The sequence below is a fragment of the Hymenobacter monticola genome (assembly GCF_022811645.1).
GTDB classification, from domain to species: domain Bacteria; phylum Bacteroidota; class Bacteroidia; order Cytophagales; family Hymenobacteraceae; genus Hymenobacter; species Hymenobacter monticola.
In genome coordinates, this window is sequence record NZ_CP094534.1 from 3,483,949 (window position 1) to 3,507,131 (window position 23,183).

12 protein-coding genes, 1 tRNA gene and 2 pseudogenes are annotated in these 23,183 nt (G+C 63.4%); 8 read left to right on the forward strand and 7 right to left on the reverse strand.

From position 1 onward, the window contains the following. Positions 1 to 62: 62 nt before the first annotated feature. On the forward strand, positions 63 to 4,769 hold the full coding sequence (locus MTP16_RS14490; RefSeq protein WP_243510676.1) for a M4 family metallopeptidase: 4,707 nt from the start codon (positions 63 to 65) through the stop codon (positions 4,767 to 4,769). Positions 4,770 to 4,976: 207 nt separating this feature from the next. Here MTP16_RS14490 and MTP16_RS14495 read toward each other — a convergent pair whose 3' ends face one another. The 3 genes from MTP16_RS14495 to MTP16_RS14505 all read right to left on the reverse strand — a co-directional run bounded on the left by MTP16_RS14495 (position 4,977) and on the right by MTP16_RS14505 (position 7,611). Continuing rightward, complete coding sequence (locus tag MTP16_RS14495) at positions 4,977 to 5,615, reverse strand: hypothetical protein (protein ID WP_243510686.1); 639 nt, start codon at positions 5,613 to 5,615, stop codon at positions 4,977 to 4,979. Positions 5,616 to 5,714: 99 nt separating this feature from the next. Continuing rightward, on the reverse strand, positions 5,715 to 6,989 hold the full coding sequence (locus MTP16_RS14500; protein ID WP_243510698.1) for a site-2 protease family protein: 1,275 nt from the start codon (positions 6,987 to 6,989) through the stop codon (positions 5,715 to 5,717). Beyond that, positions 6,952 to 7,611, reverse strand: coding sequence for an HAD family hydrolase (locus MTP16_RS14505; RefSeq protein WP_243510700.1), 660 nt, complete (start codon positions 7,609 to 7,611; stop codon positions 6,952 to 6,954). Before MTP16_RS14505 ends, MTP16_RS14500 begins: the two co-directional genes overlap by 38 nt. Positions 7,612 to 7,711: 100 nt before the next feature. On the opposite strand from MTP16_RS14505, the gene MTP16_RS14510 reads away from it, so the two are divergent. Continuing rightward, positions 7,712 to 7,785: transfer RNA gene (locus MTP16_RS14510), tRNA-Ile, on the forward strand. A 78-nt stretch (positions 7,786 to 7,863) separates the two neighbouring features. On the opposite strand, the gene MTP16_RS14515 is transcribed toward MTP16_RS14510, so the two are convergent. From MTP16_RS14515 to MTP16_RS14525, 3 genes and pseudogenes are all read right to left on the reverse strand, one after another. Continuing rightward, positions 7,864 to 8,256 carry an IS5 family transposase gene (locus MTP16_RS14515; RefSeq protein ID WP_243510702.1) on the reverse strand — a complete coding sequence of 131 codons (393 nt, stop codon included), beginning with the start codon at positions 8,254 to 8,256 and terminating at the stop codon, positions 7,864 to 7,866. After that, entirely contained in the window at positions 8,253 to 8,609 is a 357-nt protein-coding gene (locus MTP16_RS14520; protein ID WP_243510707.1) for an IS5 family transposase, read from the reverse strand. The genes MTP16_RS14515 and MTP16_RS14520 overlap by 4 nt, the downstream gene beginning before the upstream one ends. Before the next feature lie 44 nt (positions 8,610 to 8,653). Beyond that, positions 8,654 to 9,403 (reverse strand): annotated as a pseudogene (locus tag MTP16_RS14525) (IS5 family transposase). Positions 9,404 to 9,666: 263 nt separating this feature from the next. Here MTP16_RS14525 and MTP16_RS14530 point away from each other — a divergent pair. Further along, positions 9,667 to 10,479: pseudogene (locus MTP16_RS14530) on the forward strand (IS5 family transposase). Positions 10,480 to 11,223: 744 nt separating this feature from the next. Here the strand turns inward: MTP16_RS14530 and MTP16_RS14535 are convergent. Further along, complete coding sequence (locus MTP16_RS14535) at positions 11,224 to 12,759, reverse strand: IS1182 family transposase (RefSeq protein ID WP_243510710.1); 1,536 nt, start codon at positions 12,757 to 12,759, stop codon at positions 11,224 to 11,226. Between the two features lie 647 nt (positions 12,760 to 13,406). Here MTP16_RS14535 and MTP16_RS14540 point away from each other — a divergent pair. The 5 genes from MTP16_RS14540 to MTP16_RS14560 all read left to right on the forward strand — a co-directional run bounded on the left by MTP16_RS14540 (position 13,407) and on the right by MTP16_RS14560 (position 23,026). Then, positions 13,407 to 16,526: a SusC/RagA family TonB-linked outer membrane protein gene (locus MTP16_RS14540; protein ID WP_243510720.1), complete on the forward strand. Its 3,120-nt coding sequence runs from the start codon at positions 13,407 to 13,409 to the stop codon at positions 16,524 to 16,526. Positions 16,527 to 16,589: 63 nt separating this feature from the next. Continuing rightward, a complete protein-coding gene (locus MTP16_RS14545; protein ID WP_243510722.1) occupies positions 16,590 to 18,104 on the forward strand; it encodes a RagB/SusD family nutrient uptake outer membrane protein in 1,515 nt (504 codons plus the stop codon). 95 nt (positions 18,105 to 18,199) lie between these two features. Further along, the gene (locus MTP16_RS14550; RefSeq protein ID WP_243510724.1) at positions 18,200 to 19,270 is read left to right on the forward strand and encodes a glycoside hydrolase family 43 protein; all 1,071 of its coding nucleotides are present in this window, start codon (positions 18,200 to 18,202) and stop codon (positions 19,268 to 19,270) included. Positions 19,271 to 19,321: 51 nt separating this feature from the next. Continuing rightward, positions 19,322 to 21,040, forward strand: coding sequence for a family 43 glycosylhydrolase (locus tag MTP16_RS14555; RefSeq protein WP_243510726.1), 1,719 nt, complete (start codon positions 19,322 to 19,324; stop codon positions 21,038 to 21,040). A gap of 285 nt (positions 21,041 to 21,325) precedes the next feature. Continuing rightward, the gene (locus MTP16_RS14560; protein ID WP_243510728.1) at positions 21,326 to 23,026 is read left to right on the forward strand and encodes a sodium:solute symporter family transporter; all 1,701 of its coding nucleotides are present in this window, start codon (positions 21,326 to 21,328) and stop codon (positions 23,024 to 23,026) included. The last annotated feature ends 157 nt before the right edge of the window (positions 23,027 to 23,183 follow it).

Consider the following 23,183-nt stretch of genomic DNA (forward strand, 5'->3'; position numbering starts at 1 on the left):
AAAAATTAACGCTGGAAAGCGGTGTATCTTTAGCAATCCCTTAACACCAGTTCATCTTTCGCATGATACAACCTCTACGCGCCGGGCTCCTGGGCGCGCTGCCGCTGCTGGCTGCCGCGGCGGTGTCGGCCCAAACCCTGTCCACCGACGGCACCCCGCAGCTGCGGGTTTTGTCGGATAAATCGGCCGCGGCCCTGCGCCAGCTGCCCACCGACAGCCGCCAGCTGCTGCGCCAAGAGCTGGGCCTGCGCCCCGCCGATGACGTACGCGCCCTGCGCGTGGAAACCGACGAGCTGGGCCAGCGCCACGAGCGGTTTCAGCAATACTTCAACGGGGTGAAGGTGGAGCACGGCGTGTACACCGTGCACCGTGAAGCCGGGGTGCTCAGCGGTGAGCTTAAGCCCGTGCCCGCCGCCCTCAGCACCAAGCCCGTCCTGAGTGCCGCCGTCGCCCTGCAGCGCGGCCTGGCCAGCGTGGGCGCCCGCCGCTACATGTGGGACGATGCCGCCGAGGAGGCCAATATCAAGCGCGAAACTGGCAACTCCGCTGCCACTTACCGCCCCGCCGGCGAGCTGGTGCTGGTGGAAGACTACCGCGTGGCCGACGCCGCCCGGCGCCCGCTGGTGCTGGCCTGGAAATTCAACATCTACGCCCAGCAGCCCGAAAGCCGCGCCTGGGTGTACGTGGATGCTCGCACCGGCGACGTGGTGTTGAAGGACGATATCATCAAGCATGCCAAGGGCTTGGTGCCGGCCGGCACGGCCGTGGCCCACGCTGCCCCGGCGGCCCGGCCCGCCGGGGTGCGCGGCGCCAAGAGCACGGCCACGGGCACGTTTGCCACGCGCTACATTGGCTCGCGGCAGGTGGCCACCGACTTGTTTAACGGCAGCTACCGGCTGCGCGACTACACCCGCGCCGCCGGCATCGAAACCTTCAACCTGCGCAATGGCACCAACCTGGCTGCCGGCACCGATTTCACCGACCTCGACAACAACTGGACGGCGGCCGAATTCAACAACGCGGCCAAGGACAACGCGGCCCTTGATGCCCATTTTGGCTCGACGCAGGTGTACGACTACTGGATGACCGTGCACGGCCGCAATTCCTGGGACGGGGCCGGTGGCAAGCTGACCAACTACGTGCACTTTTCCAGCAACTACGACAACGCCAACTGGAACGGTTCGGCCATGCGCTACGGCGACGGGGCCACCACCTTCTTCCCGCTGACGGCCCTGGACGTGTGCGCCCACGAAACCGGCCACGGCGTGTGCCAGGCCACGGCCGGCCTGGTGTACATGAACGAGTCGGGCGCCTTGAACGAAGGCTTCTCCGACATCTGGGGCGCCACCATTGAAAACTACGTCGACCCCACCAAGCAAACCTGGATTGTGGGCGAGGACATCTGCCGTACGGCCGCCGGCCTGCGCTCGATGATTAACCCGCTGAGCACCGCCGTGCTCTCGCCCTGCCCGGCCAACTACAAGGGCCAGCGCTGGGGCTTCGGCACGGCCGACAACGGCGGCGTGCACACCAACTCGGGCGTGCTCAACCACTGGTACTACATCCTGACCGTGGGCAAAACCGGCGTGAACGAGCAGCAGCAGGCGTATAACGTGACGGGCCTCGGCTTCCTCAAGGCCGCCCGCATTGCCTACCGCGCCGAGCGCCTCTACCTCACGCCGAACTCCGACTACCGCTCGGCCCGCATGTTCACCATTCAGGCGGCGGCCGATTTGTACGGGGCCGGCTCGGCCGAAGTACAGGCCGTGACCGACGCCTGGTTTGCCGTGGGCCTGGGCAACAGTAGCGCGGCCCCGGCCGGCGCACAGGCCCAGTGCCCCACCGATGACGCCGCCGTGCTCACGGCCACCGCCTCGGCCAGCAGCGTGTGCGCCGGCAGCGCCGTGCGCCTCACGGCCACCGCTACCTATCCCAACACCCGCCGCATGCGCAACCCGGCGGTGGTATCCGTGCCTGACGGCAGCACGGCCTACACGTCCATCATCGCCTACAGCACCGTGATAACCAGCGGCGCTACCTACCAGCACGGCCTCGAAAACATCTACCGCAACTACAGCGACCTGAAAGGGGTGCGCGTGCGCCTCAACCACGCCCAGCCCAGCCAGGTAGCGCTGCGCCTGGCCGTGCGCACCAGCGCCGGCACCACCACCTACGTGAACCTGGCGTCGGCCCTCCCCACGGCACCGGCCGGCTCGGCACCCGTGGCCCTCGACCTGACGTTCTCGGATGCGGCCACCGCGGCCCTGCCGGTCACGGTGAGCGGCACCACGCTCACGGGCACGTATACGCCCGCCGCTTCGTTTGCCAGCCTGGCCCCGTCGGGCACCCTCACCACCATCAACCTGGAGGTGATGGACAACCAGGTGGGCAGCGCCGGCACCGTGGAGCTGGTGGAGCTGCTCTTCAACCGCCTGAGCACCGACGTGCCCGCCGTGCGCTGGACCGGTCCCGGCCTGGATGCAACGGGCCTGACGGCCACCGTGCTGCCGACCGTTCCGGCCACGGGCGGCTCGGCCACCTACCGCTACACCGTGCTGGCCTCCGACCCCTACTATGGCTGCACCAGCGCGCAGGATGTGAGCGTGACCGTGAGCCAGCCCGTGCTGCAGGCCGCCGCTACCCAAGCCGACGTGTGCGCCGACCGTGGCCAGGCCTTTGGCGCCGTGGGCCTGCGCGTGACGGCCGACGACAGCGTGGCCAACCAGCTTTACACCTGGACCGGCCCCGCAGGGTACAACGCGGCGGGCAAGCGCGTGAGCGCGACGCCGGCTACAGCCGGTCGCCTGCGCTACACCGTGACCACGGCCACGCCCGGCACGAACTGCGCCAACCAGCAAACCGTGTCGGTGGTGGCCCGCCGCCAAACGGCAGCTGCGCCCGCCGGCATCGACTCGGTGGCCTGCGTGGGGGGCGCCGCCCGGCTGCGCAGCCGCTTGTTTGAAAACCAGCTGGCGGGCCCGTACCAGTTCACGGGAAGCGTGCAGATTCCGGATAACAACCCCACCGGGGTGCGCATTCCGCTGGTGGTGGCCGGCTCGGCCGAAAGCTTTTTCGACCTGCGCGGCATCCGCGTGAGCATTACCCACACCTACACCGGCGACCTGACCCTGTACGTGGAGGCGCCCGACGGCACCCGCGTGCTGCTGAGCAACATGCGCGGTGCCGCCGGCCAGAACTACCAGAACACGCTATTCATCGACTCGGTGGGGGCCCGCAGCCTGGGCGCCGGCGCTGCGCCCTTCACCGGCACCTGGCAGGTAGACGAGCCCACGGGCTTCGCCAAGCTGCGCAACGCGCCGCAGGCCGGCACCTGGAATTTGTTTGTGGTAGATGCCGGGCCGACGGACGTGGGCCCGGTGACGGCCTGGAGCCTTGTCACGCGCGACAACAACGTGACCTGGACCGGCCCCAACGGCATCACCGCCGTTGGCTCCGACGTGCGGGCCGCTGTGCCCGCCACGCCCGGCCGCTACCGCTACATCGGCATCACCACGGCCGGCGGCTGCACCTTCCGCGACACCGTGAGCGTGCGCGTGGCCCCCGGCCCGCAATGGCAGCGCCGCCAGAGCACCGACCTGGCCCTGGCCGCCAACTGGACCTGCCTGCCCACGCCCACCACCGACGCCGAAGTGCGCGGCGCCACCGGCGCCCAGCCCGTGCTCACCACGGGCATGGTGCAGGTGCGCAACCTCACGCTACGTGCCGGCACGGCCCTGGCCCTGAACGGCGGCACGCTGGAAGTGTACGGCACCCTGACCCTGGAAGCCGGTGCCACCATCGGCGGCATCGACGGCACGCTCAGCCTGCGCGGCGCCGCCGTGACCATCAGCGCGCCTAATGCCTCTTCCCTCAACGTGCCGAACCTACTGGTGAACCTGCCTGCCGCTACCGATACCGCGCGATTGGCGCAGTTTCTGACGGTGAACGCAGCGGCTGTGATGCAGCGAGGCATCCTGAAAACCACCCAACTCGCCCTGCTTAGCTTGTCTGGGACTGGGACCGGAATCACGGAAACGGCCGATTCCTACGTGTCCGGCTACGTCGCCACCGCCAGACAGCTGCAGCCAAATTCCAGCCAGAATTTTGGCGGAATAGGAATAACGGCAACGGTTGCGGGAGCTGTGACTCCTGGCACGGTAAACGTGTTGCGCGTTACCGACCGCGCCATTGGCCGCGCCCCGGCCCGCACCAGCATTCGGCGCTACTACTCGCTGTCGTACCCGCAAACCACGCTGGCCAGCGCCACCATGCGCCTGAGCTACCGCGACGCCGAGCTAAATGGCTTGAACGAGGCCGATTTGCAGCCTTTCGCTGCTGCCGCAATTACTTCTGCTCCCATCCAGGCGCCCACTTCCGGCTGGACGCCTTACGCGCGCACTGGTCAAAGCAGCGCCCTGAATTATGTCGATTTTGGTGGACCAGTACAGGCAACCTGGACGCTGAGCACGCCCGCCGCTATGCTGCCTACCCGCAGCGCCGTGGCTACCAATTTCGGCGTGCAGGCCCTGCCGGTGCCCTTCGGCGCCGACGGCTTCTCGCTGGCGCTGCAAGTGACGAAAGCACCGCGGGTGGCCTCGGTGGCCCTATACGACCTCACCGGTCGCCTGCTGGTGCAGCGCCCGCTGGCGGTGGCTTCCGGCCTCAGCGCCGTGGCCCTACCCGAGGCCGGCCGCCTGGCCGCCGGCGTGTACGTGGTGCGCGTGGTGCTCGATGGCGAAATCCAGACCCTGCGCGTGACGCGGGAATAAGCGCCTGTCATTGCGAGCGTAAGCGAATCAATCCGTCCTGTCAAGACCAGACGTGCTCTTTTACCAGAAAGCCCCGGTACCGCAATGGTGCCGGGGCTTTTTGCTGGGATAATATGGTTTAAAGGCTGCTCTGACTTGAGAAGGTCCTTCGCTGCGCTCAGGATGACAGACGTTTTCGTGGTCAAATCCGACTCCACCCAGCCCTGTCTAGTTTAAATAAGGCGCCTCCAGCTCCTGGCCCATGCTTTTGAGCGGGGCGGTGCTGCGGCGGCCGGTGAGGCGGGTGCTCAGCGCCTGGGCTTCCCGGGCGCTGAGCACGTTGAGCTCGTGCAGCCAGGCCACGCGGCGCAGCTGCGGCTCGATGAAGCCAAGGGGATTCACCTGGCCGTATTCGCTACGCAGGTAGGTTTTGGTGCGGCGCTCCAGTTCGGCCACCAGCTGGCGAAACTGCTTGCGCTGCCAGGGCCGGCCCGCCAGCGTCACCACCAAGTGGGCCGTTTGCAGCCGGAAGGTGCACCATTGCTGCTCGAAGCGCACCCAACTGGCCAGGGCGTTTAAACCTAGTATGCCCCACCACAGGTAGAGCGACAGGCTGGCCTGGCCTGTGGCCAGCCATTGGCGCCAGGGCTGGTAGCCCAGAAACGCCAGTAGCAAGCCCGTCAGCAGCAATTGATTGACGGGAATGTGCCGGTGCTCCACGGCCTTCACCGGCAGGATTTCTTCGTAGGGAACCTCGGTTTCGAGGGTCGCAACGCCTTGCGGGTTGCGCTTGCATACGTACAGGCTTTCGGCGCGCAGCACAATGCGCGTAGAGCCTTGGAACAGTTGCTTTTGGTTAAAAATCATGCGAAAAAGCCAGCGAGTACCGGCCAAAAATCAATCAAAAAATACCCGTTTTAAAGAGTTGTGGGATGGTTCGACGGCCTCGTGGCTGAACCCGCCGCGCTACCTGAACGGGCTGGGCGTGAAGCACAGCACAAAAATAGCCACCATCGCCCAGCCCAGCACCTGCCGGCCGGCGCTCAGGGGCCGCTCGTCGGGCGCGGGCGGATGGCCCACCCCCGTGAAGCGCCCCAGCAGCAGCCCGAACACCAGCCAGCCGGGGTTGCCCACTGCGCTTGGCACCGCCGTGGCGAGCGCCACCTGCGCCCCCCAGATGCCGGCCGCCAGCAGCAACCCCAGCCCGGGCCGGGGCAGCACCCGCCAGAAAATAAGCGCCAGGTAGCCCGCATACACCGGCCCGCCATAAAGCCAAGTTTGCCAGTCATCGCGCAGCGAAAAAAGGCCCAGCCCGGCGTAGAAGATGAAGCCGATGAACAGCACCGGCGCCAGCCGGTTGAAAATGCGGCGGCCCAGCAGCCCATACAGGATGTGGCCGCCGTCGAGCTGGCCCATAGGCAGCAGGTTGAGCGCCGTGAAAAACAAGCTCAGCGCCCCCGCCAGCAGCACCGGGTAATGCAGCAGCTCGTTGGGGTGGGGCAGGCGGGCGGGGTCGGCAAAGGCCGTTTCCAGCCACTGGTAGAGCAGCGGCTTGGCCAGGGTGAAGGCCTGCGTGCCGGCCGGGTACACGTGCTGGGCATAGTCGGCGCCAAATCGCGCGTACTCGGGGTGAATGCTGTACAGATAATCGAGCGGCGGCAGGTGCGTGAACCCATAGATGAGCAGCGGCACCGCCGCCAAAAACCCCGCCAGCGGCCCCGCCAGCCCAATATCAAAAAACTCGCGGCGTGAAAAGATGCGCTCCTTGATGCGAATGACGGCCCCGAACGTGCCCAGCCCCATCGGAAACGGCACATAATAGGGCAGCGAAGCCCGCACCCGGTTGTAGCGCGCCGTGAAGTAATGCCCGAACTCGTGCACCGTGAGCACTCCCAAAAACGGCAGCGCAAACGCCAGGCCGCGCGCCCACTCGCCCGGCTGCGGCACCGGCGGAAACTCCCAGAAGCCCAAAGGCAGCAGGCCAATGGTGCCTCGCGTGAGCACCACCCCCGCCAGCGTGGTGGTGAGCAGGGTGATTACAAACAGCCCCAGGTGCAGCGCCACCGTGCGCCACGGTGAGGGCGCCCGCCGCTCAAACCGCCGAAACAGACGGCGCGCTGCCCGCAGCCGGGCCTGAGGCTCGGGGGCATCAAGGGTATTGAAAGAGGAACTTGCGTCGGCGGGCCAGCCAGTCGGGTCGGGTTCAGCGTGGGTTGGGGGCGTATTCTCGGGGAAAGGCACGGAGGGCTTCGGGCAGGGCGGACGTAAGGGTGAGGGGCGGGGCCAAGTGCAGCACCTGGAGCCCCAGCCGCCGGGCCGTGGCCACGTGCTGCGGGCTGTCCTCAATGAACAACACGTCTTCGGGGCGCCAGTTCATTTCCTGCAGCGCGTGCCCGAATATTTCCTCGCCGGGCTTGCGCAGGCCCACTTCCTGCGAGTAAAACACGCGGTCGAGCACGTCGGCAATGCCGTTTTTGAAACCATACTTGGTGGCCAGCCGCTGGTTGATTTCGGCAATGTGCAGCGCGTTGGTGTTCGAGAGCAGGGCCGTTTGGTGGCCCTGCGCCCGCAGCTCGCCAATGAGGGCCAGGCGCTCGGCGGGCACGTCGAGCAGCATGGCGTGCCAGGCGGCATCCAACTCTGCATCGGTGGCGTCGAGGTCGTAGGCGGCGCGCAGGCCGGCCCGGAATTCGGCAGGGGAGAGGTGGCCGGTTTCGAACTTATCGAAGAGCTCGGCCTGCTGGGCCTGCGAGAAGGCAATGGTGCTGCCGGCCCGGCTCAGGCGGCGCATGGCGGCGGGGGTGGCGTCGTAGTCGATGTCGATAATAACACCGCCAAAATCGAAGAGCAGATGAGGTAACATGAAGGCCGCTTGGTTTTCCGTCCGCGAAGGTCGTACTTTTGCAGCGTTGGAGGGCCGGCAACGGCACGGGTTGAGGTGAAAGATGACTGCCTCCGGCACCGGGCCTATAGCTCAATCGGTTAGAGCAACTGACTCATAATCAGTAGGTCCTTGGTTCGATTCCAAGTGGGCCCACGAAAAACCGCTTCTATTCAACGTAGAGGCGGTTTTTTGCTTTTTAGCACCGAGTATAGTACTAAAGTGTGTGGACATCTAGCGTATCCAATCGAGTGCAGCGAGTAGGTGAGCCACGGCTAAAAAAGAGGCAGCAGTCTTTTCGTAACGGGTAGCGAAGGCCCGCGCTTCTTTCAATCGGCCGAAGAAGCGTTCCACTTTGTTGCGGTCAGCGTAGAGATTTATGTCGTAGGCACGTTGCTGCTTGCGCGAAGTTTTGGGTGGAATCACCGGCTCGGCATCGGCCAGGGCTACGGCCGCCAGCACCGCGTTGGTGTCGTAGGCTCTGTCAGCCACGACCGCGCCCGGCGCGGTGGGCAAGGCGGCTAATAAGCCCGGCAATTGCGGGCTGTCCGCATGTTGTCCGGGCGTGAGTGCCAAGCGCAGACCGTTGCCCAACGCATCGACGATGGCGTGCACCTTGGTTGTCAAGACGCCGCGTGAGCGGCCGATGGCTTCGGCGGGGGCAGTGCTTTTTTTTGCCCAGCGGCGGCTTTGTGTGCTTTGACGGCGGTCGAGTCAACGAGCACCCAGGCGTAGTCCGGTTCCTGTACTGCCTCAAACAGGGCCTCCCACACACCCGCCAGTGCCCAGCGGCGGAAGCGCCGCGCCACGGTATTCCATAGCCCCAATCGTTCAGGCAGGTCGCGCCACGCGCAGCCGGTGCGTACCCGGTAGAGTACCGCGTTGATAAACTGCCGGTTGTCGCGACCGCCCCCCAGCCGGCCGCGCGCGTGCGGCTCCACCAGTTGCCATTCTGGTTCGCTTAATTCATGACGACGCATTCAGCAAAACTATTTCCCTTGCTGTCCACAGACTTTAGTAGGTTTTAACAATCGCGCAACCAGAGCACGGTTACTGCCAAGTGAATAAAAGCCAGAAAATGCCTGTCCAATTTGTCGTAACGCGTGGCCACGCGGCGAAACTGCTTGAGGCGGCTGAACAGCCGTTCGATGGGGTGGCACTGGGCGTAGCGGGCCTGGTCGTAAGCCCGCGGGTGGCGGCGCTTGCGCCGGGGCGAAATCACGGCGCAGGTGCCGCGGGCGGCGAGCGCGGCCACCAACGGGTCGGAATCGTAGCCCCGGTCGGCCACCAGATAAGCCGGGGCCAGGCCCTTAAGCAACGGCAAGGCCTGCGGGGCGTGGTGGCGGTGGCCCGCTGTCAGGCGGCAGCGTACCGGCCGGCCGCGGGCATCGGCGGCCATGTGCAGCTTACACGTCAGCCTGCCGCGGCTGCGCCCAAGGGCTTGGGGGCCGATTTTTTTGCGCGCCCCGGAAGCGTGCTGGTGCGCCCGCACGGCGGTGGAGTCGACCAAAAGCGTGTGCAGGGCCTCGTCCTGCTGCACGGCTTCGAACACGCGTTGCCACACGCTCGAGGCGGCCTAGCGCTGGAAGCGGGTGTACGTGGTGTGCCAATTGCCGCGTTCCGGTGGCAGGGCCCGCCACCGGGCCCCGTTGCGGGCCAGCCAGAGCACGGCTTCTACAAACTGGCGGTTGCCGCGGCCGCCGCTCGTGCCTTCCCGGCCCGGCAACAGCGGCGCTAACCGCGCCCATTGCGCGTCGGTAAGCATTGTTTCCATGCCCCAAAGTAGTAATCACTGTTAACACTTCCTAGATTGAAGAAGGAGAGGGCTATAGTACGCCATTAACCCTTGTTTTCGGAAGTGCTGGAAGGAGTTGGTTCTCTATTACTCTGTAATGAGTCGGTACGGGCGGGGGAAATTTTGGCGTAAAGGGGATAAATAACCAGTTCCTCATGTAAGTTACCCTCACCCTGCTGCCAGATTTTATCGCTACACTCATTTCCTAGAGCGTGTTAATGACTAATTGAGGAAATTGGGGGATGAAAAAGCCCCACCCCGGTTATCCGAGCGATGTCAGCGACGAAGAATGGGCCTTTGCTGCACCTTATCTGAGGTTGATGAACGAAGCGGCCCCGCAGCGCGAATATCCCCTGCGGCGCTTATCCGATGCCGTGCGCTACCTGGCCCGCACGGGGGTGCCCTGGCGCTACCTGCCGGGCAACTTTCCCGCTTGGCCGGCCGTGTATCAGCAGTTGCGCCGTTGGCTCGATGCCCGGTGTTTCGAAACGATGGCCGATGATTTGCGCCAGTTGCTACGCACCGCCTAGGGCCGCCCGGCCGAGCCCTCGGCCGTCCTGCTCGACAGCCGCACACTGCAAAGCACACCCGAAAGCGGGCCCCGGGCCGGCTACGACGGGGCCAAGCGGCGCAAAGGCAGCAAGGTGCACGTGACCGTGGATACGCTCGGGCACTTGCTGGCCGCGCTGGTCACGCCGGCCAACGAGCAGGACCGAGCCCAGGTAGCGGCGCTGGCCGAAGAAGTACAGGCTATTACGGGGCAATCGCTCACCCTGGCATACGTCGACCAGGGCTACACGGGACAGGAACCGGCGCAGGCCGCCGCCGAGCAGGGCATCGAATTGCACGTGGTCAAATTGCCCCAAGCCAAAAGAGGCTTTGTGCTGCTGCCCAAGCGCTGGGTCGTGGAACGCTCCTTTGCCTGGGCCGCCCGGTTCCGACGATTGGCCAGAGACTAGGAGCGCCTCACCACGACCCTGGAAGGCATTCACTACCTTGTGTTTGCCTGCCTAATGCTCGTCAAAGCAAATCACATCAACCTCCTAAGTCATTAACACGCTCTAGTTGACGGAGAGCATACGGCGGGAGTTGGCCGCAACGGCATCACCACAGGCCCCACAACGTACGAACGCACTGCTCACGGTGAAGGCCGCTGCTGGCCGGCTCATACTGCATGATAAAACGCTTACTTGTTATGTCAGTGGAGGCCGCATCAATGCCTCAAATCATGGTACTTTGGCTCGACCTCGTTACCGGGTAGCTGAATGGAATTGCGAAGCGTTCTACAAAGCAAAGCGCGCGGTAGCTTTTTAATTGCTTCGCATGTGCATCCTTGTCGACCACTCTGCGCTTTCTCCTGGCAAGCTCATCGTCCACTGGACTCTGTGGGTCGTGGTCTACACGCAGCACCAACCGACCTCCTTTTTACATAGTGTGGTAGTATCCCACTAGCGGGGTATCATACCGACCGGAATACATGTCGGCAAATCCAGGCAAATATTACGCGTGTAAGGAATCAACCCTTGGGGACTCCAGCTACTGTCCTATTAGCCCGGATTTGTCGACACTCGATAATCTAATAATCATCCTGGTAATGTGCAACAGTTGTGAAATGCCGACCACACCAGCTGAAAGGAGGTAAACGAAGCGTATAGGCGCAACCACGCAGTGGTGAGCGCAGAAAGCGAAGAGCAGCTCCGCAAGCACGGGGCCAAACGTGCAGCGGATTTGGAAATCAAGTGAACGTGCCTGCTTTCAGTCAAGTGACCGTGGCTGTTGCAGAAGTCGGGTTAGGTGGTTCACTTTCTCATTAGCGGCTTGGCGAGTGCCCGGGTTGTCGCCTCGATGCGTCGGCTTTGCCGCCCAGCGCGCCGATTGGCCGCTAACAGGGGCTGTGGCAAGGCCACGGCCAGGCTCACTTGCCGGTTGAGGCGGTGCTCGAGCAGCTTTTTGAGATTGAAGGCGATGGCGGCAAGCAGCATGGTTTTGTGGGCGCCCGCATGGCCCCGCACGTTGAGTCGGCGCAAGCCGTAGTGGTGAATTAAGTTGCCGAACACGGGCTCGACGGTACCTTGGCGGACCCGGCGTTTGCGTTGCCCCCGCCGGCTTTGATGCCGCTGCCACGCCCGGCGGTAGGCCGCGTCGTAAATCGTGCGGTTGATTTGCTTGCGCTTGGCGCGTGGGGCGCACAGCGGCTTGCGCGGGCACTGCTGGCACGTGCGGCAGGGCGCCCAGTAAATCTTGTGCCAGGACCCGTCCTGGTTCGTGTCGTACTTCTGAAAGGGCCGCGCCTGGCCTTCGGGGCAAGTAAAGGCGTCGGTGGCGCGGTCGTAGGCAAAGCCATCGATTTCGGGCTTGTACTGGCCGAAGACGGGAATCCAGGCCGTTATTTGCTGGGCTTCGAGCAAGGCGTAGTTCGGGCCGTTTGCGTAGCCGGCGTCGGCCAGCAGTTCGCGCAGGGGCAGCTCGTTGGCGCGCAAGCGCCGCTGCAAGCCGGTGAGCAAGCGGGGCAGGTGCAGGCTGTCGCGCGTATCGGCGAAATCGGCCTGCACGTGGCTAATGACGCCTTTTGCCGTGTCGACGGCCAGACTGCAGAGGTAGTTCAGCGTCCGCGCTTTGCCGGGCTTGACGGAGATGCGCGCGTCGGGGTCGGTCAGACTGTAGTGCGTCTTGTTGCTGAGCAGCCGCGCCTGTTCGTGCCGCGCGCCCAGCGCGTCGATCTGCGCGCCCTGCCGCCGCGCCTGGGACGTGGCCAAGTTGCGCAGCTGGTGGGACGTGGCGCTGAGCAGGGAGGCAGCGGGCGCTGCCGGCGGGGCCTCGCGGCCGGCCACGTGCGGGCCCGGCGCCTCGGCGGCCTGCTTTTCGCGCACGGCTTCCAGCGCCGCGTTGGCCTTGACCGGGGCCGAGTCGACGGCCTGCGTGTCGCCGGCCACTAAGCCCCGGGCCACGCACTGGGCGAAGACGTGGTCAAACAGGTGCTCAAACACCGCGGCCGGCAAGAGCTGGCGGGTGCGGCCAATGGTCGAGTGCCAGGGCAATTCCTCGTCCACTTCGTAGCCCAGGAAGTAGAGAATGTCGAGGCGCAGGGCGCAGTGCTCGACCAGGCGGCGGTCGCTGACCAGGTTTTCCAGCCGGCCTACCAGCACGAGCTTGAAGAACACCACGGGGTTGAGCGAGGACTGGCCCGTGTGGCTATAGAGCGCCTGGGTCTCGTCGTAGAGAAACGTCCAATCGACCAATTCGGCCAGCCGCCGGTACAGGTTATGGGGCGGCACCCGCTCACTTAGCCGAAAGCGGGTCACCTCTTTGTCGAGAAACTCCTTCTTGCCTTGCATCTTCCTGCTACGAACACGACTTCTGCAACATCCACCACCGTTTTTGTGAACGTCTTTCAGGGTTACAGTGTGGCGACTTTGCTACCTGTCCGGGGATGCGAGCGCTGCGCATGACCGGAGCCACAGCTAGACTTACGACAGAGTGGTCAGCCAACGCTGCACCTCTTGTGGGGCCAGGCAGGTGCGTAGCCAGTGTTAACCGTGCTGCTCAAAGAACGCCTTCCAGTCGTCCCAAATCGCGGACGTGACGACCGCACCCGTGATGCAAACAACGGTGGAACCGATAGTGGCTGCACTCATGGAATAAAATTACCCGCGGTTTGCTAATCCACTCGCATACCGCCGAAAGAGGTCTAACCGGCCGCTGCCGCACTGGCGGAGTAGAAGCCGTGGTAGAAAACATAGGCCGGCCGCTCAAAAGAAAGCTCTCAAATTAGCCAAACAGTAAGGGCGCCCGGTGAGGGGACAAGAGCAAAACGGGTGCTATCTTTTATTCTGCAATGAATTTGGCACAAACGATTGTGTGTTGTTTTGGGAAGTTGAGGATTTGCCTTAATAATATTCCCTGATAGGTTTGCTGAATAAAAATTTTTTTTACCATCTTTACACAAACGATTGTGCGATTCCCACCTAAACCCTTACTCCTTATGAAAAAGTCAGTACCCAAAACGCCGGGGCTTGCGCTACCCGCTTTGCTTGGCGGCTTGCTGTTGCTGCCCGGCACGGGCCAGGCCACGATTGCGACTGCGGCGCCCGTCCTTTCGCCGGCGTGGCAAGTAGTCGACGGGCCGGTAACCGGCCGCATCACCGATGAAAAAGGCGCCGGCATCCCGGGCGTGACCGTGCTGGTGAAAGGCACCAGCAACGGCACCCAAACCGACGTCGACGGGCGCTACAGTCTTGTAGCACCCGCCAATGCCACGCTGGTGTTTTCCTTCGTCGGCTATACCTCCCAGGAAATAGCGGTGGGCGGCCGCAGCACCATCGACACCCAGCTAGCCGTGAGTGCGCAGGGCCTGTCGGAGGTGGTGGTGGTGGGCTACCTGGCACAAGACCGCCAGAACGTGACCAGCGCCGTGAGCAGCCTCAACGTGCAGGAGGCCAACAAAGCACCCGTGCCCACGCTGGCCCAATCCATTCAGGGGCGCACACCGGGCGTGCAGGTAGAAGGCTCGGGCGCCCCCGGCGCCGTGCCCAACATTGTGATTCGCGGCATCGGCAGCTTTTCCAACGGCAGCAACCCGCTGTACGTTATCGACGGGCTATGGACCGACAACATTCGCGACGTTAGCCCGAACGACATCGAGTCGGTGACGGTGCTGAAAGACGCGTCGTCGACGGCGGTGTACGGCTCGCGCGGGGCCAACGGCGTTATCGTGGTGACGACCAAGCGCGGGGCCTCTGGAGCGCCCAAGGTGAGCTTCAACGGCTACACCGGTGTGGAAAGCATTTATAAGCAGTACGACCTGACCAACCACAGCGAGTGGGCCGACCGCAGCGCCGTAGCTTACGCCAACGCGGGCCTGCCGCCGCTGGCCGGGGCCAATAAGGCCGGTGGCACGTTTACCAACGCCGTCGACACGGACTGGCAAAAAGAGTTTTTCCAGACCGGCAAAATTGAGGACTACAACCTGACCTTCTCGGGCGGCAGCCGCGAAGGTAAAAATGCCGGCAACTTCCTGATTTCGGGCGGCTACTTCAACCAGCAGGGCGTAGTGAAGGGCCCCTCTTTTGAGCGCTACAGCGTGCGCCTGAACTCGGGCCTGACGCGGGGCCGCCTGAAAGTGGGCCAGAGCGCCCTACTCACGCACATCAACACGCGCTTACTGAACGACATTGCCTTCGTGGATGTGCTGACCATGCTGCCGGGCATTCCGGTGCGCAACCCGGCCACCACCAGCGGCTACGGCTACGGCACCGCGGCCCTGTTCAACTACTCGGTGAACCCGGTGGCGGCGCAGGAAATCCGCAACAACACCCAAACCAACGAGCGGCTGCAGGCCAGCGCCAACGGCGAGTTTTCCTTCACCGACTACCTGTCGTACCGCCTGAACCTGGGCCTGGAGATGCACCTGTTTGCGGACAAGGACTTCCGCAAAGAAGGCCGCATTCGCCTGGGCAATCCCGACACCGGCGAAACTTACCTGTTTGAAGGGCGGGGCACCCAGCGCACGCTGCTGGTGGAAAACACCCTGAATTTCAACAAGCGTTTCGGCGACCACAGCGTGAATGCCCTGGTGGGCTACTCGGAGCAGACCTACAACTTCAACAACGCCACGGCCCGTACCACGGGCTTCAACGCCCTGCCCCAGTACTACCCCATCCTGAACGCGGGCACCAGCACGGCGCCCACCGTGGGCGGCTTCATCGACGAATGGGCCAAACGCTCGTACTTCAGCCAGTTGAACTACGACTACAAAAACCGCTACCTGGTGACGGCCAGCTTCCGGCGCGACGGTTCGTCGCGCTTCGACCCCAGCCGGCAGTACGGCAACTTCGGCGCGGCCTCGGTGGGCTGGCGCGTGAGCGAGGAAGAGTTTTTCAAGAGCGCGGTGCCCTTTGTGAGCAACCTGAAGCTGCGCGCCAGCTACGGCGTGAACGGCAACGACAACGTGCCGGGCTCCTACCTCTACCAAACCTCTGTGAACCAAAACGTGAACTACGTGCTGGGTAGCGGCCAGGTCATCACCAACGGCGCCATCCAGATTGGCTTGGAAAGCAAGAACCTGCACTGGGAGTCGCGCTACACCTCCGACGCGGGCCTCGACCTGGGCTTGCTGGATAACCGCCTGACGCTGTCGGCCGACTACTACGTGTCGACCACGGAAGATGCGCTGGTGAACCCGCCGCTGCCCACATACATCGGCTCGTTCAACGCCGCGCCGTTCACCAATCTGGGCAAAATCCGGAACCAGGGCTTTGAGTTGGGCCTGGGCTACCACGACAACCGCAAGGCCTTCACCTACGGCGCCGACCTCGCGCTGACGACCATCAAGAACGAGGTGCTGGCGCTGTCGGAGCTGCAGCCCAACATTCCCGGGGCCATCAACCTGACGCGTACCACCGTGGGCCAGCCCATCAGCCGCCTCTACCTGATGCAGATGGTGGGCATCTTCCAGACGCAGGACGAAATCAACAACTACAAGAGCGCCAACGGCACGGTCATTCAGCCCAACGCCAAGCCCGGCGACGTGAAGTACGAAGACGTGGACGGCGACGGCACCATCAATACCGACAAGGACCGCAAGTTTGTGGGCAACCCCTTCCCCAAGCTGCAGTTTGGCCTGAACCTGAATGCTGGCTACAAGGGCTTCGACCTCAGCGTGTTCTTCCAGGGCGTGACCGGCAACGACGTGTTCAACTCCACCCGCGCCTCGCTCGACCAGCTCGACGGCCAAACCAACTTCCGCCGCGACGTGGAGCCCTGGACCGAGCAGAACCGCTCGACCACCACGCCCCGCCTCGTGAACGGCGGCAGCAACGGCATGAATACCCTGCGCCAAACCACCCGCTGGGTGGAAGACGGCAGCTACCTGCGCCTGCGCAACATTCAGCTGGGCTACACCCTGCCGGCTTCGCTGAGCAACCGCGTACCCGGCCTGGGCAGCGTGCGCGTGTACGTCACCGGCCGCAACGTCTTCACCCTGACGAAATACACGGGCTACGACCCCGAAACGCCGGGCATTGGCGTGTTTGGTCGCGGCGTCGACGATGGCAGCTACCCGAACATCCGGTCTTACACCGCGGGCCTGCAAGTCAATTTCTAATAGCAAATGACGCCGTGGCCCCCAGGGCCGGCGGCCTCTTTCCCATCCTTTTGCTTTCTTCCCATGAAACGCTATAAAATTTCCACCTTCCTGCTGGCCGGGGCGATGCTGCTGAGCACCGCCGGCTGCAAGAACGACCTGCTGGACAAAGTGAACCCCAACGAGCCCAGCACCGGCCAGTTCTGGAAAACCCAGGACGACGCCGTGCGCTCGGTCACGGCCATGTACTCGGGCCTGCAGTACATCGGCACCTACAGCCAGCGCTGGCACTTCGCCACCGTGCCCCGCTCCGACGAAGCCTTCAGCCAAAGCCCCTACGTGGAGCTGGCCCAGTACACCCGCTTCATCCAGGCCAACACCACGTTCGAGTATTCGCTCTTCATGTGGATTGACTTCTACCGGACCATCTTCCGGTGCAATCAAATTATTGACCGGGTGCCTGGCATCCCGATGGACGACAACCTGAAGAAGCGCCTGGTGGCCGAAGCGCGCTTTGTGCGCGGTCTGTGCTACTACGATATGTCGATGACCTTCGGCAACGTGCCGCTGAACCTGGTGAACGCCGACGCCTCAACCCGCGTGCCCCAGGGCACGGTGCAATCAGTGCAGGAGCAGGTAATCAAGGACCTGCTGGCCGCCAAGCCCGACCTGCCCCTGACCTACGACGCCGCCAACAAGGGCCGCGCCACGCGCGGCGCCGCCGCCGGCCTGCTGGGCCGCGTGTACATGCAGCAGCGCCTCTGGGCTGAGGCCTCGGCCCAGTTTACCGAAGTCATCAGCTCGGGCCAGTACTCACTGGTGCCGAACTACGTCGATAACTTCACCATGGCCAACGAGAACAACAGCGAGTCGCTGTTCGAAGTCCAGTTTTCGGATGCCTCCATCGTGGGCGGGCAGGACTTTGCCGGGGCCGGTGAAGGCAACGAGCGGGCCCAGTTTTTTGCGCCTCCCGGCATTGGCTACACCGACGTGGAAGCCCGCCGCTGGATATTCGACGAGTTCACGGACCGCACCGCCACCAACCAGGTGGACCCGCGCCGGGATGTGACCCTGTTCAGCGCCGTGGGCACGCCCACGGTGTACGGCCAGGCCTTTGGGGTGGGCGGCCTCAACCTGAACCCCTCGCGCTACTTCTGGCGCAAGTACCAGAACGACCGCACCAAACCCACCGAAAACTTCTTCTCCGGCATCAACATCCGCCTGCTGCGCTACGCCGACGTGCTGCTGATGCAAGCCGAGGCGCTGAACGAGCAAAACCGCCCCGCCGATGCCGCCGCCCTGGTGAACCAGGTGCGCCAGCGCCCCTCCGTGAACCTGACGCCCATTTCCACATCCCTCTCGCAGACGGCCATGCGCACCCAGATTCGCCACGAGCGGGTCACCGAACTGTCGGGCGAAGGCATGCGTTGGTACGACATCAACCGCTACGGCCTGCTCGACAACCAGGCCGGCATCGACGAGTTGAAACTCCGCGACTCCGACTTCAACAACTTCACGCTGGGCAAGTCCAAGCTGCTGCCCATTCCGCAGACCGACATCGACATCGACCGCAGCATCGTGCAAAACCCCGGTTACTAAGCTACAAAGCCGCACAACCGCTGTTCCGGAGCAATACCGGAGCGGCGGTTGTTTGGGCTGTGGACCTTTCCGCTTCACCTTTCCTTCCTTTGCCGATGCGTTATTTCCTACCCCTGGCCCGCGCGTTTGCGGTGTCGCTGCTGATGCTGCCGGGCGCGGCCTGCCAGAAAACCAAGCCGGCGCCGTTTGTGCCGGTGGTGCCCACCGTCAACTCGGGCCCCACATTCGTGAACCCGCTGCTGCCCTCCGGCCCCGACCCGTGGGTGTACCAGAAGGACGGGTTTTACTACTACATGCACACGCTGAACGACCGGCTGGCCATCTGGAAAACCCCCAAAATGTCGGACCTAGGCACCACGCCCAGCCAGGTGGTCTGGACGCCGCCGGCCAACAGCCCGGCCGCCGGCAACCTGTGGGCGCCGGAGCTCTACTTCCTCGACGGCAAGTGGTACATCTACTACACGGCCGGGCCCGCCGGCACCAACCTGGGCCTGCAGCGCACCTGGGTGCTCGAAAACTCCTCGGCCGACCCCACCACCGGGAGTTGGGTTGACAAGGGCCGTATCTTCAATGCCGGTGAGGACTACTGGGCCATCGACGGCACGGTGCTGGAGCAAAACGGCAACCGCTACCTTATCTGGTCGGGCCACAACGGCATCGACGGCGTGCAGCGCCTCTACATCTCGCAAATGAGCAACCCCTGGACCCTGACCGGGCCGCGGGTGGAGCTGTCGCGGCCGCAATACGCCTGGGAACTCAACGGCTTCGGCGTGAACGAAGGCCCCGAAATCCTGAAGCGCGGCAACAAAACCCATTTGGTGTACTCGGCCAGCTTTTGCGGCACCGACCAGTACGTGCTGGGCATGATGACGGCCAGCAGCACTGCCGACCCCATGTTGCCGGCCTCGTGGGTGAAGGCGGCCACGCCGGTATTCTCCCAAAACCCCGCCAACCGGGCCTACGCCACCGGCCACAACGCCTTCTTCAAATCCAAGGATGGCAGCGAAGACTGGATTATCTACCACGCCAACTCCAATCCCAATGAGGGCTGCGTGGAAAAGCGCAACCCGCGCATGCAAAAGTTTACCTGGAATGCCGACGACACGCCCAACTTCGGCACGCCCGTGGCCGTTGGCACGGCCGTCACCAAGCCCAGCGGCGAGTAGCCGGCCCGCCTTGTTCTTTCTTCGTTGACCTATTTTAACCCACCCGTTTCTATGTTCTTCCTGCTATCCTCCGCCCTGCCGGCGCTTACGCCGGCCCGGGGCCACCGCTCATGGCTGCGCTGGGTGGCCCTGCTTTTTTTAATGGTTGTCTTGGCGCGCCCGGCCTCGGCGCTGCAGGGCGCCCAGGGTGTGCACGACCCCTCCACCATCGTGAAAGAGGGCAACAAATACTGGATTTTCGCCACCGGCCAGGGCGTCTACAGCATGTATTCCACCGACTTGGTGAACTGGACGGCCGGGCCGCGCCCGGTTTTCGTCAACAACAACTACCCGAGCTGGATTAACACCAAGGTGCCGGGCTTCCAGGGCAACTTCTGGGCGCCGGAGTGCATTTTCATGAACGGCAAGTACTACCTGTACTACTCCTGCTCCACGTTCGGCTCGAAGATTTCGGCCATTGGCCTGGCCACCAACGTGACCCTGGACCCCGCCAACCCCAGCTACAATTGGGTCGACGAAGGCGAAGTGGTGTCGTCCAACGCCGGCAGCAGCGCCAATGCCATCGACCCGGCCATCTTCAAAGACACCAACGGCGATGTGTGGCTCAGCTACGGCTCCTTTTTCGGCGGCCTGCGGGTGCAGCAGTTGAACGCAACCACCGGCAAGCCCCTGGCCGGCAGCACGGCCGTGGCGGTGGGCGCCGGCAATACCGAAGCCGCCTACCTCACCAAGCGCGGCAACTTCTACTACCTGTTCATGAACCGCGGCGCCTGCTGCAACGGCCTTAACAGCACCTACTACATTGTGGTGGGCCGCTCCACGTCGCCCACCGGCCCTTTCCTGGACCAGAACGGCGTGAACCTGAACACCAACACCGGCGGCTCGGTGGTGCTCAACGTGTCGGGCCGCTACGTGGGCCCCGGCCACGCCGGCATCTTTGAAGAAGGCGGCGTCAGCTATTTCTCGCACCACTACTACGACGGCGACGACAACGGCGCACCCAAGCTGGGCCTGGCCAAGCTGACCTGGGACGCGGCCAACTGGCCCGTGGTGAGCCGCGACTGGGTGACCCCGGGCCGGTACGAAATTGCCAGCCAAAACAGCTCCCTGGTGTGGCAGGCGCAGGGCTGCACCGGCGCCGCGGGCGAGGCCATCACGCAAGGCACGCGCACCGGCCAACCCTGCCAGCAGTGGGACGTGGTATCGGCCGGCGACGGCGAATACCGCATCGAAAACGCCGTTAGCAGCATGGCGGCCGGCGTGGTCGGCTGCTCGTCGGCCAACGGCGCCGCGCTGGAACTGGCTACTTCCATCAACAACCCGTGCCGCCTGTTCCGCATCGACCGGGCCAACGACGGCACCCTAGTGTTTGCCTCGGCCAACGGCAACCGGGTGGTGGAAGTTCCCTCGGCCTCCACGGCGCCGGGCACCCGGCTGGCTTTGTTCAACTACAACGGCTGCCTCTGCCAGCGCTGGCGCCTCACCGTGAACGGGGTGCTGGGCACGGCGGCTGCCCAGCCATTGCGCGACGTGAGCATCTACCCGGTACCGGCCGTGCAAGGCCATTTCACGGTTGACCTCGGGGCTGGCAAGGCGGCTGAAGCAACAACTGTGGCGGTGTCCAACCTGACAGGCCAAGTGGTTTTCCGTCAGGTGTTCGGTGCTCAGCAAGCCAGGCTCAGCGTGGAAGCCGGCCTGAAGCCCGGCATCTACTTGGTGCAAGTGGAGCGGGGCGGCCGCTGGCATTCGCAGAAGCTCAGCGTGCAGTAGCGCACCGGCAGGCAACTCAGCGGCACCGTGACGGACCAGCAAGTGCCCAATAAGAACGGCCAGCCGGACGAAGTGGCGTTTGGCGGCCGCTAGCAGGAAACAACCATAGGGCTGGTTAGAAATAAGAACGTCATGCTGAGCGCAGTCGAAGCATCTCTACCGCTTCGTTGCAAAGGCTCAGACAAAGCAGTGGAGATGCTTCGACTGCGCTCAGCATGACGTTCGGGTCTAAAATATACCTCCCGCATCAAGCCGATTTCTCTATCAAATTCCCACTCCCACCCAATGCGGAATAACCTTACTACGCTGGACCTGCTGGTCTTTTTCGTTTACCTGATTGGGGTGTCGGCCTACGGCTTCTACATCTACCAAAGTAAAAAGAAGGCCGAGCAGAGCACCAAAGACTACTTCCTGGCCGAAGGTTCGCTCACGTGGTGGGCCATTGGCGCCAGCATGATTGCGTCGAACATCTCGGCCGAGCAGTTCATTGGCATGTCGGGGTCCGGCTTCAAAGTGGGGGTGGCCGTGGCTGCCTACGAATGGGTGGCGGCCGTGGTGCTCATCATCGTGGCCGTGTTCTTTATGCCGGTGTACCTGAAGAATAAAATCTTCACGATGCCGCAGTTTCTGGAGCAGCGCTACAACTCCACGCTTAGCCTGATAATGAGCATTTTCTGGCTGTTTCTGTACGTACTGGTCAACCTGACTTCCATCCTGTACCTCGGCGCGCTGGCCTTGAGCAACCTAGTGGGCGGCGACTCCTTCCACGTCATCATTGTGCTGCTGGCCCTGTTCTCGCTGCTCATCTCCATTGGGGGTATGAAGGTGGTTGGCTACACCGACGTGGTGCAGGTGGTGGTGCTAGTAGTGGGCGGCCTGGTGACCACCTACATTGCCCTCACGCTGGTCAGCACCAAGTTTGGCCTGGGCGGCGGCGCCCTCTCTGGTTTCAACGCCCTGATGGAAAAGGCCCCCGACCACTTCCATATGATATTCTCCAAGCCTACGGGCGCTACGCCGCAGGTGGAAGTCGATAAGTACCTGGCCCTGCCCGGCATTGCCATGTACCTGGCCGGCCAGTGGATTGTGAACCTGAACTACTGGGGCTGCAACCAATACATCACCCAGCGCGCCCTGGGCGCCGACCTGCACACGGCCCGCACGGGCATCCTGTTCGCCGGCATCCTCAAGCTGATGATGCCCGTGATTGTGATGCTGCCCGGTATTGCCGCCTACGTGCTCTACCGCAACGGCAGCCTGCAGGCCGAGATGGCCTCCACCGGCGCTTTCAACTCCGACAACGCCTACTCGGCCATTCTCACCTTCCTGCCCAACGGCCTGAAGGGCCTGAGCATGGCCGCGCTCACGGCGGCTATTGTGGCTTCGCTGGCCGGCAAGGTCAACTCGATTTCGACCATCTTCACCCTCGACATCTACAAGCGCTACCTCAACCAGGACGCTTCGGAGAAGAAGCAGGTTTGGGTGGGCCGCCTCACCATTCTGGCGGCCGTGGTGCTCAGCGTGGCCATGACGTGGAAAGACCTGCTCGGCATCGGCGGCGAGGGCGGTTTCCAGTTCATTCAGAAGTACACGGGCTTCATTTCGCCCGGCATCCTGGCGGTGTTCCTGCTGGGCATGTTCTGGAAGCGCACCACCGCTACGGCGGGCATCGTGGGCATCTTGGCGGGCTTTGCCATGTCGGTGTTTTTCAACAACTATGCGCCCGCGGTGCTGGGGCCCGAAACCCTTTTGTACACCGCCTTCCGCAACTCGGCCGGCGTATACGAAATCCCCTTCCTGATTTGCATGGGCCTGTCGTTCGTCTTCACCATGGTGCTGATGATAGTGGTAAGCCTGGCCGGCCCGGTACTCAACCCCAAAGCCATTCAGCTTGACTCCAGCATGTTCAAGGTGAGCCGGCAAACCTTGTCGCTCATTGTCATCACCATGCTGTTGCTGACGGCGCTGTACGCCAAGTTCTGGTAGCCAAATAAGCGAGCCCTGCACACGCAGGGCTCACTTATTCGCATTCAACACAAACGATTGTGTTGAATATAGTCGCTGATTTACTTATGGTTAAAACCCCTGCACTCCGAATGAAAGGGTTAACGCTTTCCGCTTAGCATAGCTGCTGAGTGGCTTG

Bases quoted from the DNA above. Each gene is read 5' to 3' on its own strand.
- MTP16_RS14490 (WP_243510676.1), top strand. From the start codon at position 63: ATGATACAACCTCTACGCGCCGGGCTCCTGGGCGCGCTGCCGCTGCTG.
- MTP16_RS14495 (WP_243510686.1), bottom strand. From the start codon at position 5,615: ATGATTTTTAACCAAAAGCAACTGTTCCAAGGCTCTACGCGCATTGTG.
- MTP16_RS14505 (WP_243510700.1), bottom strand. From the start codon at position 7,611: ATGTTACCTCATCTGCTCTTCGATTTTGGCGGTGTTATTATCGACATC.
- MTP16_RS14520 (WP_243510707.1), bottom strand. From the start codon at position 8,609: ATGCGTCGTCATGAATTAAGCGAACCAGAATGGCAACTGGTGGAGCCG.
- MTP16_RS14535 (WP_243510710.1), bottom strand. From the start codon at position 12,759: ATGCAAGGCAAGAAGGAGTTTCTCGACAAAGAGGTGACCCGCTTTCGG.
- MTP16_RS14540 (WP_243510720.1), top strand. From the start codon at position 13,407: ATGAAAAAGTCAGTACCCAAAACGCCGGGGCTTGCGCTACCCGCTTTG.
- MTP16_RS14545 (WP_243510722.1), top strand. From the start codon at position 16,590: ATGAAACGCTATAAAATTTCCACCTTCCTGCTGGCCGGGGCGATGCTG.
- MTP16_RS14550 (WP_243510724.1), top strand. From the start codon at position 18,200: ATGCGTTATTTCCTACCCCTGGCCCGCGCGTTTGCGGTGTCGCTGCTG.
- MTP16_RS14555 (WP_243510726.1), top strand. From the start codon at position 19,322: ATGTTCTTCCTGCTATCCTCCGCCCTGCCGGCGCTTACGCCGGCCCGG.
- MTP16_RS14560 (WP_243510728.1), top strand. From the start codon at position 21,326: ATGCGGAATAACCTTACTACGCTGGACCTGCTGGTCTTTTTCGTTTAC.